The following is a 15,759-nucleotide window of genomic DNA, read 5'->3' as shown; positions in this document are numbered from 1 at the left end:
AGGGGTCTGAGATTTGTTAAAATCTCAGACCCCTTCACCTGAAAAAACAAGAAATAAAATCGGAGTAAAAAAGTTAAATCTTCGCCCTAATCCTACTCAATGTTTCGAGCCTGATGGCTAAAAAAGAAGCAATGTGTTTTAAAGAAACCCGGTTAATTAAATCAGGGAATGAAAGCAAAAACCGTTTGTATCTTTTTTCTGCTGACGAAATCCGGCACAGGTATGCACGTTCCTCTGCCGAACGGTAATATAACTCCATCATCTTTCTGCCAACAATATTGGCTTCAGGAAAATTTTCGTAAAGGTATTCTGACAATACATGGGGGATAGCAACTAAATCCACATCTTCTAATGCCTGTAAATACTCATCAGAATCGCCATCTATCCACAAATTACGTATGGTACCTACAACTTCATTTTCTTTGGCAATCCACGTGGTAATCTCGTTATCCCCATCCTTAATAAACCCCCTAACTACACCTTTAACAATTAAAAAAAGGAACTTGTTACGGTCTACAGGCGAAACAAGGTATTTATTTTTTTTGTAGCTGATCGGAAAGGTATGCTGGTTAATCCGCTTTTCTATTTCATCATTAAGCGGATGGAATTTCTTAAAAATTGAGACTAAAGGAGAAAAATTATTATATTTCTTCCACCTATCTTCATCAGATAAATTAACTGCAATCATAGCGAAACATTGGATAGACACAATCCTGCTAAACCGAAGCAGGATCACTACGTAAGTATAGGAAGATTGAATTGAAAAAAGAACTTTTTTTTGACTTTTCTCAATTTTTCTAAAACTTTAAAGTAATTTTTCTACACCTAATCCAAATAGTGCAAAATCATACTTCACCGGATCTGAGGGATCGAACTGCTTCAAATTGTTGGTTAATTCAATCGCAGTTAACCAATCGGTCTGCTTTCTATTAATCAATCCAAGCAACCGTCCTACCCGATCAACATGCACATCGCAAGGACAGATTAGATCTTTTGGCTGAAGCGTATTCCAGATACCAAAATCAACACCTTTTTGATCTACCCTAACCATCCACCGCAAAAACATATTTAAACGTTTACAGGTAGATTTTTGCTTTGGCGAGGAGATATGTTTCTTCGTGCGGTGGGGAAAATCTTCTAAAGAGAAAAAATACTGCCTGAAATGGTTCAATGCCTGCTCTATTGAAAAGTTAAGTTCAGCAGCATAACACACTTCCGAGGCATAGGCTATCTCCGGTTTTACAGATGAAACTTCTAAATAATCAACCCGAAAAACATCTTGCCTTGGTACAAATGCCTGCTCTAAACTATCGAAGTTTTGATAATGCTGCTTAAAAAACGAAATAAAATAGAGTAAGTCGGTATCGTTAAATGTGCGGTGTTTAAAGTTCAGCAAGCGTTTTAAATCGTTATCTGTATGATTAACAACAAAATCATAAGGCGCATTATCCATACGGACCAACAGTTCCTTACATTTATTAATAATTGTTTTCCGCTGGCCCCAGGCTAAAACCGCAGCAAAAAAGCCCGCAATTTCTATATCCTGTTTTTTTTCGAAAAGATGCGGAATACAAACTGGGTCGTTTGCTATAAAATTTGGCTGATTGTATTGTTCTACTTTACTATCCAGAAAATTCTTTAACTCAAGAAATTGCATCGTTAGCTTTTTTAGACGTAAATAGCAGCACAATTGCTGCCATTTAAACCGGATTGAAACGGTATCCTTTTTTGTTTTCACTAATTTAATAAAGCAGATACCTAAACAAAAAAGATTTAGTGTAAAGCCGGGCTACCGTTAATTTTAGAATAGGACTTGCTTTACAAAAAACGGGCAAATATTTTATCTGCCCGCTCGAAATATTATGCTAGTGCATTTGCCAGATCCTCTAAAAGATCGTCTATATCCTCTACCCCAACGCTTAAACGGAGCAAGTTATCGGTAACACCTACCTTCTCTCTTTCTTCTTTCGGAATAGAGCCATGTGTCATCGTTGCAGGGTGATTAATTAGTGATTCTACCCCTCCTAATGATTCAGCCAATGTGAATACTTTAAAATTAGAAGAGATTCTAAAAGTTTCTTCCAGATCAGCATCTTTTAAGGTAATCGAAATCATACCGCCAAATCCACGCATTTGTTTTTTAGCTACATCATGATTAGGGTGATCTTCAAAACCCGGCCAATAAATTTTATCAACCTTTGGATGTGTTTTTAAATAATGTGCAATACGCGCTCCATTTTCGCAATGCGCTTTCATCCGAAGGTGAAGCGTTTTTATACCCCTCAATACTAAAAAAGCATCTTGCGGACCCGGTGTTGCACCACAGGCATTGTAAATGAACCAAAGGTCTTTATACAATTGTTCATCATTTGTTACCAAAGCACCCATTACCACATCAGAGTGGCCACCAATGTATTTGGTTACAGAGTGCATCACAATATCAGCGCCCAGATCAATCGGGTTTTGTAAATAAGGCGATGCAAATGTATTATCAACGGTAAGGATTAAATTTTTCTCTTTTGTGATTTTTGCCACCTCCTCAATATCGATAATCTGCATGGTAGGATTAGTAGGTGTTTCTATCCAAACCAGTTTGGTCTTATCATTGATATAGGGCAATATATTCTCCGGCTTTGATAGATCCAGAAAGTGAAATTTGATTCCGTATTTAGTGTATATTTTGGTAAAGATCCGGTATGAACCACCATACAGATCATTTCCGGTAATTACTTCATCGCCTGGCTGCAATAATTTCAGTACGGCGTCTGTTGCCCCCATTCCGCTCGAGAAAGCCAGACCATATTTGGCATTTTCTAAAGCAGCTAAACAATCTTCCAAAGCTTTACGCGTTGGGTTTGTTCCTCTCGAATACTCGTAGCCTTTATTGTCGCCAGGAGATTTCTGCCAATAAGTAGAGGTTTGATATATCGGTGTCATTACAGCACCTGTAGTTGGATCAGGCTCTTGACCTGCATGTATAGCTTTAGTTGCGAATTTCATTTTTTTTTGAGATTTGAGATGTGAGACACTAGACATGAGATGTGAGATTTATATTCCCTCTCACATCTCATGTCTCATATCTCACGTCTAATTAATATGCTCTTGCAAACAGTACCCTTTGGATAGATGGTTTTCCTGAATAAATACAAACACCATCTTCTAATTTATTATCTAAAGGAATACAACGAATGGTTGCTTTTGTTTCTTCTTTTATCTTTTGCTCAGTTTCCGGTGTTCCATCCCAATGTGCCGAAATAAAACCAGCCTTGGTATCTAACAATTCCTGAAACTCTTCGTAACTATTGGCCTCTGTAATATGCTCATCGCGATAAGCCAGGGCTTTGTTGAACATACTTTGCTGAATATCTTCCAATAACTTGATGATGTAAATATCCAATCCTTCCTGAGGTACAGTTTGTTTCACCTTGGTATCTCTACGGGCAATTTCAACTGTTTTATTCTCTAAATCGCGGCCACCAATAGCAATACGGATCGGCACGCCTTTTAACTCATAATCAGCGAACTTAAATCCAGGACGCTGTGTATCCCTGTCATCATATTTCACCGAAACGCCTAAACCTTTTAAACGCATGGTTAATTCATTAACGTATGAAGAAATTCTCACCAAATCCTCCTCACCTTTATAAATAGGAACGATTACCACTTGTATCGGTGCTAATTTTGGTGGAATAATCAATCCAGAATCATCACTGTGCGCCATAATCAAAGCACCCATTAAACGTGTAGAAACACCCCATGAACTAGCCCATACGTGGTCTAATTTTCCATCTTTACCAGTAAACTTAACATCAAAAGCTTTAGCAAAATTCTGCCCTAAAAAGTGAGATGTACCTGCTTGTAAAGCTTTACCATCCTGCATTAAGGCCTCAATGCAATAAGTATCTAAAGCCCCTGCAAAGCGCTCATTCGGCGATTTACGCCCTCTGATTACCGGAACTGCCAACCAATTTTCGGCAAAATCGGCGTAGATATGCAGCATACGCTCTGTTTCCTCAATCGCCTCTTCTGCCGTAGCATGTGCGGTATGACCCTCTTGCCACAAAAATTCGGCTGTACGCAGAAACAATCTGGTGCGCATTTCCCATCTTACCACATTCGCCCATTGATTGATCAATATTGGTAAATCACGGTACGATTGGATCCATCCTTTATAAGTATTCCAAATAATGGTTTCGGATGTAGGACGAACAATTAATTCCTCTTCTAATTTAGCTGTTTCATCTACAACAATATTTCCGTTACCGTCATTTTTTAACCGGTAATGTGTTACTACTGCACATTCTGTCGCAAAGCCCTCAACGTGAGAAGCTTCCTTCGAGAAAAATGACTTTGGGATGAATAATGGAAAATAGGCATTTTGATGGCCTGTATCCTTAAACATTTTATCTAAAACAGCCTGCATTTTTTCCCATATAGCATAGCCATTTGGCTTTATAACCATACAACCACGCACAGCAGAGTGCTCTGCTAAATCTGCTTTTAACACAATATCATTATACCACTGGGAATAATCTGCTTCTCTACTTGTAATTTCTTTGCTCATCTTATGTATTTGGAACGTAATTTGTATGTTAAAAAGTGTAAAATCCGATGGCAAATTTATAAATTTATGCCTACAAACGATCAACAATTAATATCAATTGTGATTTAACATTTTTAGACTAAGTAAATAGTTAGAAATTAACTATTTTTGAAACTTGTTTATTACATTCGTGAACACACACAACTAAATATAAACACAATGAAACCAATTAAATTTTTACCCATTGTTATGATTGCCGCTGCAGGGTTGGTGGCATCATGCGCTACATCAAAACTGGCTCAAACTAAGCCAGCTGATGATGTTTATAATTCTGTGGCGAAAGCCCGGGAGGTTGAAATAGCACCTCAACCTCAGAACCGACAAGGCCAGCAATACCAGGCCCAGGGACAGGAAGAATATGATGAATATTACGGAACCAGTAATCCTTATTACGATATGGATTACTCATCTAGAATAAACCGTTTTTACAATGGTTACAGCTTTCAAGGCTATTACGACCCTTATTTTGATAACTATTACTACGGAAGCAGTTATGGCCCTTCAAACTACCTGGGTTATGGCCTGGGTTGGAACAGCGGATACGGTTTAGGTGGCTGGGGCGGTAGCTTTGGTTATGGCAGCATCTGGAGCAATCCCTTCTATTACGGTAATTTTGGCTACGGATGGAATAATCCTTGGGGCTGGAACTCATGGGGACCTAATTCTTATTACGATCGTTATGGTTGGGGCGGCGGATATTACGGCGGAGGCTGGGGTATCGGCGGCGGATACTATGGTGGCGGTGGTTTCGCCAACAGAGGTGGTTCTTACAGACCAAGACCAGGAAGCAATGATAGAGGCACGCCAAGATATGGAAACGGCAATGCCGGAAATGCGGGCAGACCAAGCAGATCAGGTGTTACAAATCCAAATGGTGTAGGTTATGCTCCAAATATTAATGCTGGAAGACCAAGCAGGAACCAAGGTAATGGCAGCTATGCACAACCTCAGGGCTCACAAGCTGGTAGACCTACCAGAAATGACAACTATAGTCCTCAAGGAACACAAAGCAGCAGACCTACCAGAAACGAAAACTACACTCCACCTACCAGAACTGAGAGCAGACCTAGCTACTCTCCTCCTCCATCAAATGGTGGCGGCGGTGGTTCAACCGGTGGCGGTGGTGGTGGTGGTTCAAGACCATCAAGAGCAGGAAGAGGTTAACTTAAATTTAAACACACAACATGAAAAAATATATTTTAGCTTCACTAGTAGCTACAGTAGCTGCTATGGGAACAACGTACGCCCAAAGTTATGCGCCTGATGCGTTCCGATTTTCTCAAACCAATTATGGTAGTTCTGCCCGATTTAAAGGAATGGGCGGTGCACAAATCGGAGTTGGAGGAGATATAGGTTCAATTAACGCTAATCCTGCCGGATTGGGTTTATTTACCAAATCTGAGTTTAGTTTAACCCCTGAATTTAATTCTGTATCAAACAATAGCGCATACCTGGGCAACAATACAAAAGCTGATAAAAACCAGATTAACCTGAATAACATTGGCGTTGTATTTTACAGTCCTGCAGCAAGAATGAAGGGAGCTGATGTAAATAAAGGATTGGTAAGTACTGTATTCGGCTTAAGCTATACGAGAAATAATGATTTCTTAAATAACATCAGCTACAATGGAACAAATAACAATAGTTCAATAAGAGATTCATATGTAGATCAGGCCAATGGTGGTGGAATTGATAATTCGATAGCTGGAGATGCCTACAGTAGCTATTTAATTAATAAAAATGCACCCAATTTCCCAAATGGATATTCAGCAGAACCTTATAACAATGCGAGTTTCAAACAAAATTGGGATGAATCCAGATTAGGATCAACATCAGAATTTAACGTAGCGGGTGCCCTTAATTTTGGCAATAAGGTATACATTGGCGCAACCGCTAGTTTTGTAAATGTTAAATACATTAGCGATGCCACTTTTACTGAATCGGGTATAGTAAACTCTTTTGATGATGGCTTACCAATTCCTGCATATACCGGAAACGAAAACTACAACTTAACACATTTCAGAAACCAGGAAACCAAAGGTGGTGGATTCAATCTAAAACTGGGTATGATTTTCAGACCAGTTAATGAACTAAGAATTGGTATAAATTTCCAAACTCCAACCTGGATGAATATTGAAGACAATACTGCTGAAACTTTACAGGCAAATTTGGCAGGAAATGCAACAAATGCGCCTTCTAGTTCAAATAACTCAACAAAGTATTATACTTTCAGCTATAACTTACGTACACCGTTAAAAGCATCTGCAGGTATCAGTTATGTAATTGCTGGTACAGCATTAATCTCAGCCGATGTTGATTATGTAGATTATGCCTCTATGCGTTTTTCTGATTCTAATGGTTCTGATCTTTCAACAATCAATAGCAACAATGCTTTTATTAAAGAATCTTATAAAGAAGCGGTTAACTATAGAGTTGGTGCGGAAGTAAAAGTGACTAACGAGTTTAGCTTAAGAGCTGGTTACGGAGTAAACGGAAATGGTGTTAAAGGTGGCGATAATAAATTTTATCAGGGTCAATACTACACTGGTGGAATTGGATACCGCATAGATAACTATTATTTCGATTTGGCGTATCAGAACTACAAAACAAACTTCAGTTCAAGTCCATATTTATTAGACGATTACAGTGAGCCTGTTGCAGATGTTAAAAGCAATAGAAACAATGTATTTTTAACTTTTGGGGTAAGATTTTAAGCATTATTACACTAAATCTAAAAAGGCCGCGACTGTAGTTCGTGGCCTTTTTATTTATGCTTTACCGTAATCTCTCTTTCGCCGTAAACCACACCCCCATCAGTTACGCCCTGCACAATGATTTTAAATTGCCCCGTTAAATCTCCGGTATTAAATGAAATCGGTGTTTCATCATTAACCAGCGCCTGATAATTCCAATAAACAGTAGCAAAATTTATAGGCTCATTTTTATTGCTTATATCAGACACATAAAACTCTTTAGGAAGATTTATTCCCTTTAAAATGGTAATGTTAGGTTTAGGTTCTTGTTCTGTACATCCTTGATAAATAGTTGTACCTCCTCTTCCGTTAGCATAGGCTTTACCTCTAATTGGGCTGGTATTCCCAAAATCGGCACCATGATTTGGACAATTTAAAATATTATACCTGCAAACATAGTCTCCACACCTATTGGCAAAAGAATTTTTGGCAAAATCGGTTCTTTCATCCTTTGTTTTTGTAATCACTACTTCTTTCAATCTAATACCAGCAAAAGATGTTATACTTTGAGTACTTTCATTTAAAACATCAGCTTTTGTATTTATCTGTTCAAAATTTTGCTGGACTAAATATTTCTTCAACTCATCTAATGGTTCATTTATTTTAAGATCGTACTGATCATATTTAGCTGTGGCCATACTCAACCAAACGGGCAGCTTTGCTCGTTTGATGATCAGATTAGAAAACGGAATATTAAACTGTCCGGCACTATCGGTATCAAGAAATTTAAGATTTTCTCCCGCTATCGTTGTTAAACCCATTGGAACAGTTAATGACTTTTTTTTCCTTGTGATGTTACCTTTGTATTCGAAACTGGAAAGCATTTCTTTTTTACCGACTATTTCTGTTTCAGGCCACTTATATCTACTCCATGTTTTAACTAACAACACATCATTAAGATAGTCGTCATCAAGGTATTTTAAACCCATTGGGTTATGTGGAAGCCCGTGTAAGTACCGCCCTAAATAGAAGTAATCAACAATATTCTGGTTGTTGTTAGCCGAAAGCCTATTAGACTGAATACAGGAAATAGAAACCAAGGCCGGAAGCCGTGTTTTATCTTTATCGAATACACTCAATTTTAAATTAACCTGATCTCTCGTACTGTATTCATTTTTATCTGTAATTAGTTCTGTTTGATTAAGCTGATCGTAATGTGCAAAGAAAATCCGTTCAGCAATCGGTTTATAATTGCTATCTAAAACGGTAACGGTATGTAAACCCATGGGCACAGAATCTAGTTTAAACCTGATATTTTGAATTTTATTTGCATCTAAAGTTAATACCGTGCGAAGTAAAATATTCGAAAAGTTGTGGACCAAAATGTGAACTTTAGTATTGGCATTACTTTCAAGGTGGATTCTAAAATCATTATTCGCAATGGCAGAGCCTGCAGTTAAAACCGTTCCACTTTTTAGTATAGCAGGCAGATTGTATTTAATAACAAATTGATCATCTGTTAAAAGCTTTACAAAGTATTTTTTGGATGATTGTGGGCGAATTGAAAATGAACCAATTCCAATAGAGTTAGTTTGAATGGTATCGATCGCGAAATCATTTTCATATAAAACGCTTCTTGCTTTAATTGGGGTACCTTGATCGTTTTTTACTTCAAAGCCAACTTTAGACAATAGATTATTAACTAGATAACCACCTTCTGGATAAAACTGAATGTGGTAATTTGAACGATTCATAACCGGAAGTTCAAACTTCACATACCTGATATCTTTACCTTTCTTAACCGTAATACTAAGAAGATTATTGTCTGGCGTGATTTTTTTAGCGGGATAATTAATCATCAATTCACCGATTACGCTACTTTTAGCAGTGATGGACTGCAAAATTTGATTACCCTTACCAATCTGATATTGTATCTCAGCACCCTCCACAAAACGGTTATCGCTTGATAAAACTTTTAATAAAGCTGTCCCATTTTTGGTTTGCTCATCGAATGTTTTAAAAATAGAAATGTTGGCCGTTAATGGGTTTAGAGTTGTAGATTTAATGGTAATGGCTTGGATAAACTCTCCATCGGGTCGATTATTTTTCTTAATGTTGGTATTCGCTACAAAACGATATGAACCACTCGGTATAGAATCAGGAAGTGTTAAAGCCCCAAAAACAAAGCCTTTATCGATTAAAAATTTATCCTGAAGAACTACACTACTATCTTTATTGTTAATCAGGGATAGATAAAGCGTATGATATTGTTCTAAATTGGTTATAGTCTTAAGTAAATATCCAGTAAACCACACTTGATCATTATTGGTGTATACGTTCTTATCAAAATGCACAAACAGACTTGATTCAGCATTTTTTAACGCATAGTGATTGATATTTAATGCAATGCTATCTAACTTTTTATCCTGAGCCTTTACGTTTACTAAAAAAAGGAAGGCACAGCTAAGAACAACATAAAATTTTGAAAGCATATTTGGAATAATATACCTAAAAATCAAAATTTTAATCCAAATTTTCAATTAATTAACACATAAAAACTTTTGAGCTTTTATGCCATTACTTATAAGATTGATTTTTTAGGTCAGAATTAAAATAAGCAGGTGCCATTGAAGTTTTGCTTAAATTTTAACTATACCATGTTTCACAGCGTATAAAGCCAATCCTGTACGGCTTTTTAATTGTAGAATAACAGGTAACTATAATTAGATCACCCTAAATAACGCACCACCCTCTCTACCCATTTCATTAATCTTAGCCTCTACCGCTTCATCTTTGATCAATTCAGGTGCGTGGTGGGGCTTTTTCCTTGCGTCAATAATCAACGAGCCTTTACATCCCCAGTGTTTATTAATGGTAAAATCGTTAATGCCATATACATCTGCCGCCGGGTTGCTCCTGGTAAAGGCCACCCAAACCAGGTTATCAATTGTTTCAGCGGTAAATTCTGCATCATCAGCCAATATAATTAAAGGTAAGCCTGATAAATCCTGATCCATTAAAGCCATATTCAATAAGGCAATTTCTGCGGCTGTTTTCTCTGGGTTTAAGTATTTGTTGCTTTCTAAAACCAAAACCCCTGGAATAGCTACTTTCGGTTGATAAAACCCATCGCTCAATTTCAGTCCTTCTGGAATTTTATTCCAAAGTTCACGCTGCTTATCTCCTGCTGCCGCAATTACTACCTTCGATCCACTATTTAATCCATCACCACTATAATCAAGTGTATCAATTGTAGTATTGGTATAAAAATGAACATCCCTCGTTAAATCGATCCGTTCTAAAATATGCGTAAGAAATGCTTCAATATGGTGTGTGCTTAAATGCTGATCATCTTCTTTGGCTGCAATAAACAGATATTTAGCCAAACTCAATTGATTTTTCCCCAGTATATGATTTGCTATGGTTAATATTTCCTGAGGTCTGCGCGCTTTTAAATAAGGCGTATAACGCTCACTACCGATAGCAAAAAGCAAAGGGTGAACACCAGCCGCATCAACTGCATGAACTTCTTTTAAACCATGAATTTCCTGTGGTATGGCCGAGCCTGTAATTTCATGTATTAAAGCCCCAAAACTGGTATCTTCCTGTGGCGGACGGCCAACAACCGTAAACGACCAAATGGCACCCTTTTTATGATACACGTTATGCACCTTCATCAAAGGAAAAGGATGTGTTAAGCTGTAGTAACCCAGGTGATCACCGAAAGGCCCTTCTGGTTTATTTTCGTTTGGATAAACCGTTCCGGTAATAATAAAATCGGCATCTGCAGAGATGCAAAAACCTTCATCATCATAAAAATAACGGAAACGCCTATCGCCCAATGCACCTGCAAATGTCATTTCCGATAATCCTTCTGGTAAAGGCATAACTGCTGCTAAAGGATGTGATGGAGGTCCGCCGACAAAAATGCTCACTTTTAAGGGTTGGCCTAATGCATTGGCTTTAGATTGGTGTACGCCAATCCCCCTATGGATCTGATAGTGCAGCCCGATTTCCTTATCTTGAATATAATCGTTCCCACCCAACTGGATGCGGTACATGCCCAGATTTGCATTTAAAACACCCGGTTTATCTATATCTTCAGTATAAACCTGTGGCATAGTAACAAAAGGGCCACCATCCATTGGCCAGTTTACAATTTGTGGTAACTGACTAATGCTTGTTTTTAAAAATTTGCTTTTTGCCGAAGGTGTTTTAAGTGGCAAGGCCGATAGAGCCGACATTGCAGAACCCGCATATTTAAATGGATTTTTTAATGCTTTTATGGGATCATTCCTTAATGAAACGAGCTGTTGTACCTTTGGTAAGGTATCTCTAAAAATAAACTTCGATCGTTCTAAAGTCCCAAACAAGTTTGAAACTGCTGGAAAAGGACTTCCCTTAACTTTTTCAAATAAAATAGCTGGTCCTTTATTTTCGTAAACCCTTAAATGGATGGCTGCCATTTCTAAATAGGGATCTACTTCTTCTTTTATTCTGATTAAATGACCGTGTTTTTCAAGGTCGGATACACATTCTGCTAAACTTTTGTATGCCATGCCCAAAGATAAATAATTAGATTTTCTCAGAAACAAAAAAGCCTCATATAAGCAGATTTTACAATAAAGCTACTTACATGAGGCTATTAACTCACCTAAATTATATTATTTCTTTCCTGCGAAAGCGCGCAACATCCAGGTATTTTTCTCTTTGAACTGCATAAAACGGTTAACCATATCGTTAGAACCATCGTCTCCGGCCGCATCTGTAGCTTCTAAAAGTTCTCTTTCCAATTCGATCAATGAAGCCATATCATCTAAAATGGCATCAACCATATCAAGGTCTTTTAAACCAATGGTATCAATCTCTTTAATTTGAGATTCTTTAATATAATCGGCAAAACGGCTATGCGGTGCTTTACCCAAGGTTAATACACGCTCGGCTATCTCATCAATGGTTAATTGTGCATTGGTATATAATTCTTCAAACTTAACATGTAAAGTAAAAAAGTTCTGACCTTTAATATTCCAATGGCAACCTCTTAGTTTTTGATAATGAATATGATAATTAGCCAAATAATCGTTTAAAAGATCTACAACTGGTTTAACTTCTTTTTCGTTTAAGCTTATTTCTTTAGCGTCCATTTTTTTTTATTATTTATGATGTTTTTGATGTCTACGTAACAACCCAAATTTATAAAAGTTTTCCTCAATTTTGTCTTTTGAGCAATACGTTATTTATTAGATCGTTTAATATTCAATATTACAGGGAACAACAATTTTACAAACATTTGTTAATGAATGGCATATCGGTATTAAGATATTAAAGTCATCTTATTTTTACTTAAAAACGAATAGCTGAACATAGACTGGTTAATAATATTATTCGTATAATTGCTCCCTTTGACTTAGAAATTTACATAAAATAAATGCATAAAATATATTTATCTGCTGTAGTGTTATTTGCCTTAAACATTGCAAATGCCAAAGCCAACACAGCAAGAGACTCTATCGGTGTAGAAAATAATAAAGGCAAAAAACTGATCGTTCACCAAACTGTAGCAAAAGACACTTATTATTCAATAGGAAGAAGGTATAATGTTTCCCCTAAAGAAATTATGACCTTTAATGATAATAAATACCTTCAGGTTGGAGTAATCGTTAAAGTACCAACAAATATTCCTTTTACCGCAACGGGATCAGCTAACAGCACGCAAAATCAAAGCGCTTCTACCGGCAATATAATAGAGCATACCATCAAGCCAAAAGAAAACTTAAACATGCTCGCCGAAAAATACGGCACAACCATTAATGAAATTAAAGCTTTAAACAACCTTAGCAGCAGCAATTTAAGCATCGGTCAGGTTTTAAGAATCCCTGTTAAAAATGGAGAACAAACTGCAACAGCTGCTCCGGTAACGCCACCTGCGAAAAATAATACAGAAACGCCTCAAACCAATACTGCATCTGCTGATCAAACCATGATCGAGCATACTGTTGCACCTAAGGAGTTTTTAGGCAAAATAGCCGAGAAATACGGCACTACCGTTGAAGAAGTAAAAAAAGCAAACAATCTTTCGGGGAATAATTTACGTATCGGTCAGAAACTTAAAATTCCGGCAACTAAAAACATCGAAGAAAATAAGGTAGTTGCTGCCGAAGAAAAACCTGTACAGGAGAACAAATCTACAGATGCAGCCGGCACACATACTGTTTTAAGGAACGAAACTATTTTCACCATCGCTAAACAATATGGCATTACCGCTTATCAGATTAGAAAACTGAACGATTTGCCTGATAACGCCATTACCATTGGGCAGGTTTTAAAAGTGCCTGGAGGCATTATTACAGATGTTCAGGTACCAAAAGAAAAACAAGCTGAAGCAAAAGTTAAAGAGGTAGAAGCCAAAGTTAAAGAAGCACAAGCAACAAAAGAAGAAAGTTTTATTCATACCGTAGCTACTGGAGAAAACATTTTTACTATTGCAAAAAAATACAATTTAACTGCTTATCAGATCAGAACAGCAAATAAACTGGAGGATAATGCAATTAAAGTTGATCAGAAACTGATTATTCCTAAACCGCCACAACCTAAATCAGTAAATGATTTATCGAAAGAAGAGCAGGAAAACGAACCAGATAGTACCATGGTTAAAGACCCTAAACTTCGCCGTGACCCAAGCGTATATGGTTTAAGTCAGATCGAAGAAAAAGGAACGGCAGTTTGGATTGCAGACCAGGACCTGGACGGAACAAAAATGTTGGTTTTACACCGTACCGCACCAGTGGGCAGGGTAATTAAGATTACCAACCCAATGACCAACAGAACTACCTTTGCCAAAGTTGTTGGTAAATTTACGGAGAACGAATCCACAAAAGATGTTATAATTGTAATGACTAAAGCTGTAGCCGATTCATTGGGCGCTTTAGACAAACGTTTTTTCTGCAATTTAACATATAGTGCTCAATGAGTTTGAACAAAAAGCCATTTATAATTGGTATTGCCGGTGGTAGCGGATCGGGTAAAACATTTTTCTTAAACTGTTTTCTTCACCATTTTAAACAGGATGAAGTAACACTCGTATCGCAAGATGACTATTATATCCCAGCGGGCGAGATGACACAGGAAGAAAACAAGTTATACAACTTTGACCTCCCTTCTACCATTGATAGCGAACAGTTTTTAAGAGATATTAAACAGTTAATGAGTGGCGAGGTTGTTTATAAAAAAGAATACAACTTCAATAATCCACTCGCCGTTGTTAAAATTTTGGAGATTAAATCGGCACCTATTATTATTGTTGAAGGCCTTTTTATTCTCCACTTTAAAGAAATTGCCGCACTGCTGGATCATACCATTTTTGTTGATGCAGATGAAGAGGTAGCTTTAGATCGCCGTATAAAACGTGATGGTTTAGAACGTGGTTACCCTGAAGACGATGTATTGTACAAATGGCACAACCATGTAGTGCCGGCCTATAAAGAATATTTATTGCCTTATCGCGAACAGTGTAATAAGGTAATAATGAACAATACCAACGAACCCGAAGAAATTATCGGTATCACAGAAGATATCTCCAACGATTTAAGGAATAGTATTTTAGTAGATATACAATAAAATCAAAAAAGTCAAGCTTTTGAAAAGCTTGACTTTTTTTTTGTGCGAGGAATCGTAATATCTTGATAGGGTTTACAGGGTGCATTAAATTCCCGCCTGCGCGGGAATGACGACCGTTCTTTAGAATCAATCACCAATTAATCCAATCTCATTTCAGGAATCTCTCCTTCTATTACCAATCTTCCAGCCGTAGATTGTTGTATAAATTCGATACTTACGCCTGGTGCACGCTCCAAAAGCTTAAAACCACCTTCAGGCAGAATATCTAAAACCGCCAATTCGGTTACAATTTTTTTGATGCATTTTACACCGGTTAAAGGCAAAGTACATTTAGGTAATAATTTACTTTCTCCAGCTTTATTTATATGCTGCATCGCCACAATAATATTTTTGGCTGATGCTACTAAATCCATAGCCCCTCCCATGCCCTTTACCATTTTACCGGGGATTTTCCAGTTGGCAATATCTCCATTTTCTGATACCTCCATGGCTCCGAGGATAGTGAGATCTACTTTTTGTGCACGAATCATCCCAAAGCTCATAGCCGAATCAAAAATAGACGATCCTGGCAAAGTAGTAATGGTTTGTTTCCCCGCATTAATTAAATCGGCATCTTCCTCTCCTTCTAATGGAAATGGCCCCATACCCAATAAGCCGTTTTCAGACTGTAACACGACATTAATTCCTTTTGGAATATAATTGGCGACCAAAGTAGGTATGCCAATACCAAGGTTAACATAGTAGCCGTCTTTTATTTCTTTAGCAATACGCTGTGCGATTTCTTCTTTTGAAAACATAAATAAATGTAAATGAATGAGTTTTGAATGGATAGAATGAGTGAATGAT

General features: G+C 37.3%; 12 protein-coding genes. 4 read left to right on the top strand and 8 right to left on the bottom strand.

Annotated features, from left to right (window positions below):
• Positions 1-73: 73 nt before the first annotated feature.
• From ACTJKN_RS09180 to proS, 4 genes are all read right to left on the bottom strand, one after another.
• On the bottom strand, positions 74-688 hold the full coding sequence (locus ACTJKN_RS09180) for a Crp/Fnr family transcriptional regulator (RefSeq protein ID WP_057935324.1): 615 nt from the start codon (positions 686-688) through the stop codon (positions 74-76).
• A 117-nt stretch (positions 689-805) separates the two neighbouring features.
• Positions 806-1,657: a TIGR02757 family protein gene (locus ACTJKN_RS09175; RefSeq protein ID WP_440824295.1), complete on the bottom strand. Its 852-nt coding sequence runs from the start codon at positions 1,655-1,657 to the stop codon at positions 806-808.
• A 203-nt stretch (positions 1,658-1,860) separates the two neighbouring features.
• Positions 1,861-3,036, bottom strand: a complete 1,176-nt coding sequence (locus ACTJKN_RS09170; protein ID WP_440824293.1) for a cystathionine gamma-synthase — start codon at positions 3,034-3,036, stop codon at positions 1,861-1,863.
• Positions 3,037-3,091: 55 nt separating this feature from the next.
• Entirely contained in the window at positions 3,092-4,564 is a 1,473-nt protein-coding gene (gene proS / locus ACTJKN_RS09165) for a proline--tRNA ligase (protein ID WP_440824291.1), read from the bottom strand.
• A 198-nt stretch (positions 4,565-4,762) separates the two neighbouring features.
• On the opposite strand from proS, the gene ACTJKN_RS09160 reads away from it, so the two are divergent.
• Together ACTJKN_RS09160 and ACTJKN_RS09155 are read left to right on the top strand one after the other, a co-directional pair.
• Entirely contained in the window at positions 4,763-5,767 is a 1,005-nt protein-coding gene (locus ACTJKN_RS09160; protein WP_440824289.1) for a hypothetical protein, read from the top strand.
• A 20-nt stretch (positions 5,768-5,787) separates the two neighbouring features.
• The gene (locus tag ACTJKN_RS09155) at positions 5,788-7,317 is read left to right on the top strand and encodes an OmpP1/FadL family transporter (protein WP_440824287.1); all 1,530 of its coding nucleotides are present in this window, start codon (positions 5,788-5,790) and stop codon (positions 7,315-7,317) included.
• 50 nt (positions 7,318-7,367) lie between these two features.
• Here ACTJKN_RS09155 and ACTJKN_RS09150 read toward each other — a convergent pair whose 3' ends face one another.
• The 3 genes from ACTJKN_RS09150 to ACTJKN_RS09140 all read right to left on the bottom strand — a co-directional run bounded on the left by ACTJKN_RS09150 (position 7,368) and on the right by ACTJKN_RS09140 (position 12,440).
• Positions 7,368-9,788: a hypothetical protein gene (locus ACTJKN_RS09150; protein WP_440824285.1), complete on the bottom strand. Its 2,421-nt coding sequence runs from the start codon at positions 9,786-9,788 to the stop codon at positions 7,368-7,370.
• A 231-nt stretch (positions 9,789-10,019) separates the two neighbouring features.
• Positions 10,020-11,855: a UbiD family decarboxylase gene (locus tag ACTJKN_RS09145; protein ID WP_440824283.1), complete on the bottom strand. Its 1,836-nt coding sequence runs from the start codon at positions 11,853-11,855 to the stop codon at positions 10,020-10,022.
• A 105-nt stretch (positions 11,856-11,960) separates the two neighbouring features.
• Positions 11,961-12,440 (bottom strand): Dps family protein, encoded by a 480-nt coding sequence (locus ACTJKN_RS09140; RefSeq protein WP_440824281.1) that lies wholly within the window; start codon positions 12,438-12,440, stop codon positions 11,961-11,963.
• 284 nt (positions 12,441-12,724) lie between these two features.
• Between ACTJKN_RS09140 and ACTJKN_RS09135 the strand changes: the two genes are divergently transcribed.
• The gene (locus ACTJKN_RS09135) at positions 12,725-14,266 is read left to right on the top strand and encodes a LysM peptidoglycan-binding domain-containing protein (protein ID WP_440824279.1); all 1,542 of its coding nucleotides are present in this window, start codon (positions 12,725-12,727) and stop codon (positions 14,264-14,266) included.
• 2 nt (positions 14,267-14,268) lie between these two features.
• Entirely contained in the window at positions 14,269-14,913 is a 645-nt protein-coding gene (locus ACTJKN_RS09130; protein WP_440824958.1) for a uridine kinase family protein, read from the top strand.
• 137 nt (positions 14,914-15,050) lie between these two features.
• On the opposite strand, the gene ACTJKN_RS09125 is transcribed toward ACTJKN_RS09130, so the two are convergent.
• Positions 15,051-15,710: a CoA transferase subunit B gene (locus ACTJKN_RS09125; protein WP_440824277.1), complete on the bottom strand. Its 660-nt coding sequence runs from the start codon at positions 15,708-15,710 to the stop codon at positions 15,051-15,053.
• Between the last annotated feature and the right edge of the window lie 49 nt (positions 15,711-15,759).

It is taken from the genome of Pedobacter sp. 22163 (assembly GCF_052045595.1).
In the GTDB taxonomy this organism is placed as follows: Bacteria; Bacteroidota; Bacteroidia; order Sphingobacteriales; family Sphingobacteriaceae; genus Pedobacter.
Note: the sequence above shows the minus strand (reverse complement) of the source record. Positions and strands in the feature narration are given on the sequence as shown.

Bases quoted from the DNA above. Each gene is read 5' to 3' on its own strand.
- ACTJKN_RS09150 (WP_440824285.1), bottom strand. From the start codon at position 9,788: ATGCTTTCAAAATTTTATGTTGTTCTTAGCTGTGCCTTCCTTTTTTTA.
- ACTJKN_RS09170 (WP_440824293.1), bottom strand. From the start codon at position 3,036: ATGTCTAGTGTCTCACATCTCAAATCTCAAAAAAAAATGAAATTCGCA.
- ACTJKN_RS09145 (WP_440824283.1), bottom strand. From the start codon at position 11,855: ATGGCATACAAAAGTTTAGCAGAATGTGTATCCGACCTTGAAAAACAC.
- ACTJKN_RS09140 (WP_440824281.1), bottom strand. From the start codon at position 12,440: ATGGACGCTAAAGAAATAAGCTTAAACGAAAAAGAAGTTAAACCAGTT.
- ACTJKN_RS09135 (WP_440824279.1), top strand. From the start codon at position 12,725: ATGCATAAAATATATTTATCTGCTGTAGTGTTATTTGCCTTAAACATT.
- ACTJKN_RS09175 (WP_440824295.1), bottom strand. From the start codon at position 1,657: ATGCAATTTCTTGAGTTAAAGAATTTTCTGGATAGTAAAGTAGAACAA.
- ACTJKN_RS09160 (WP_440824289.1), top strand. From the start codon at position 4,763: ATGAAACCAATTAAATTTTTACCCATTGTTATGATTGCCGCTGCAGGG.
- ACTJKN_RS09180 (WP_057935324.1), bottom strand. From the start codon at position 688: ATGATTGCAGTTAATTTATCTGATGAAGATAGGTGGAAGAAATATAAT.
- ACTJKN_RS09155 (WP_440824287.1), top strand. From the start codon at position 5,788: ATGAAAAAATATATTTTAGCTTCACTAGTAGCTACAGTAGCTGCTATG.
- ACTJKN_RS09125 (WP_440824277.1), bottom strand. From the start codon at position 15,710: ATGTTTTCAAAAGAAGAAATCGCACAGCGTATTGCTAAAGAAATAAAA.
- proS (WP_440824291.1), bottom strand. From the start codon at position 4,564: ATGAGCAAAGAAATTACAAGTAGAGAAGCAGATTATTCCCAGTGGTAT.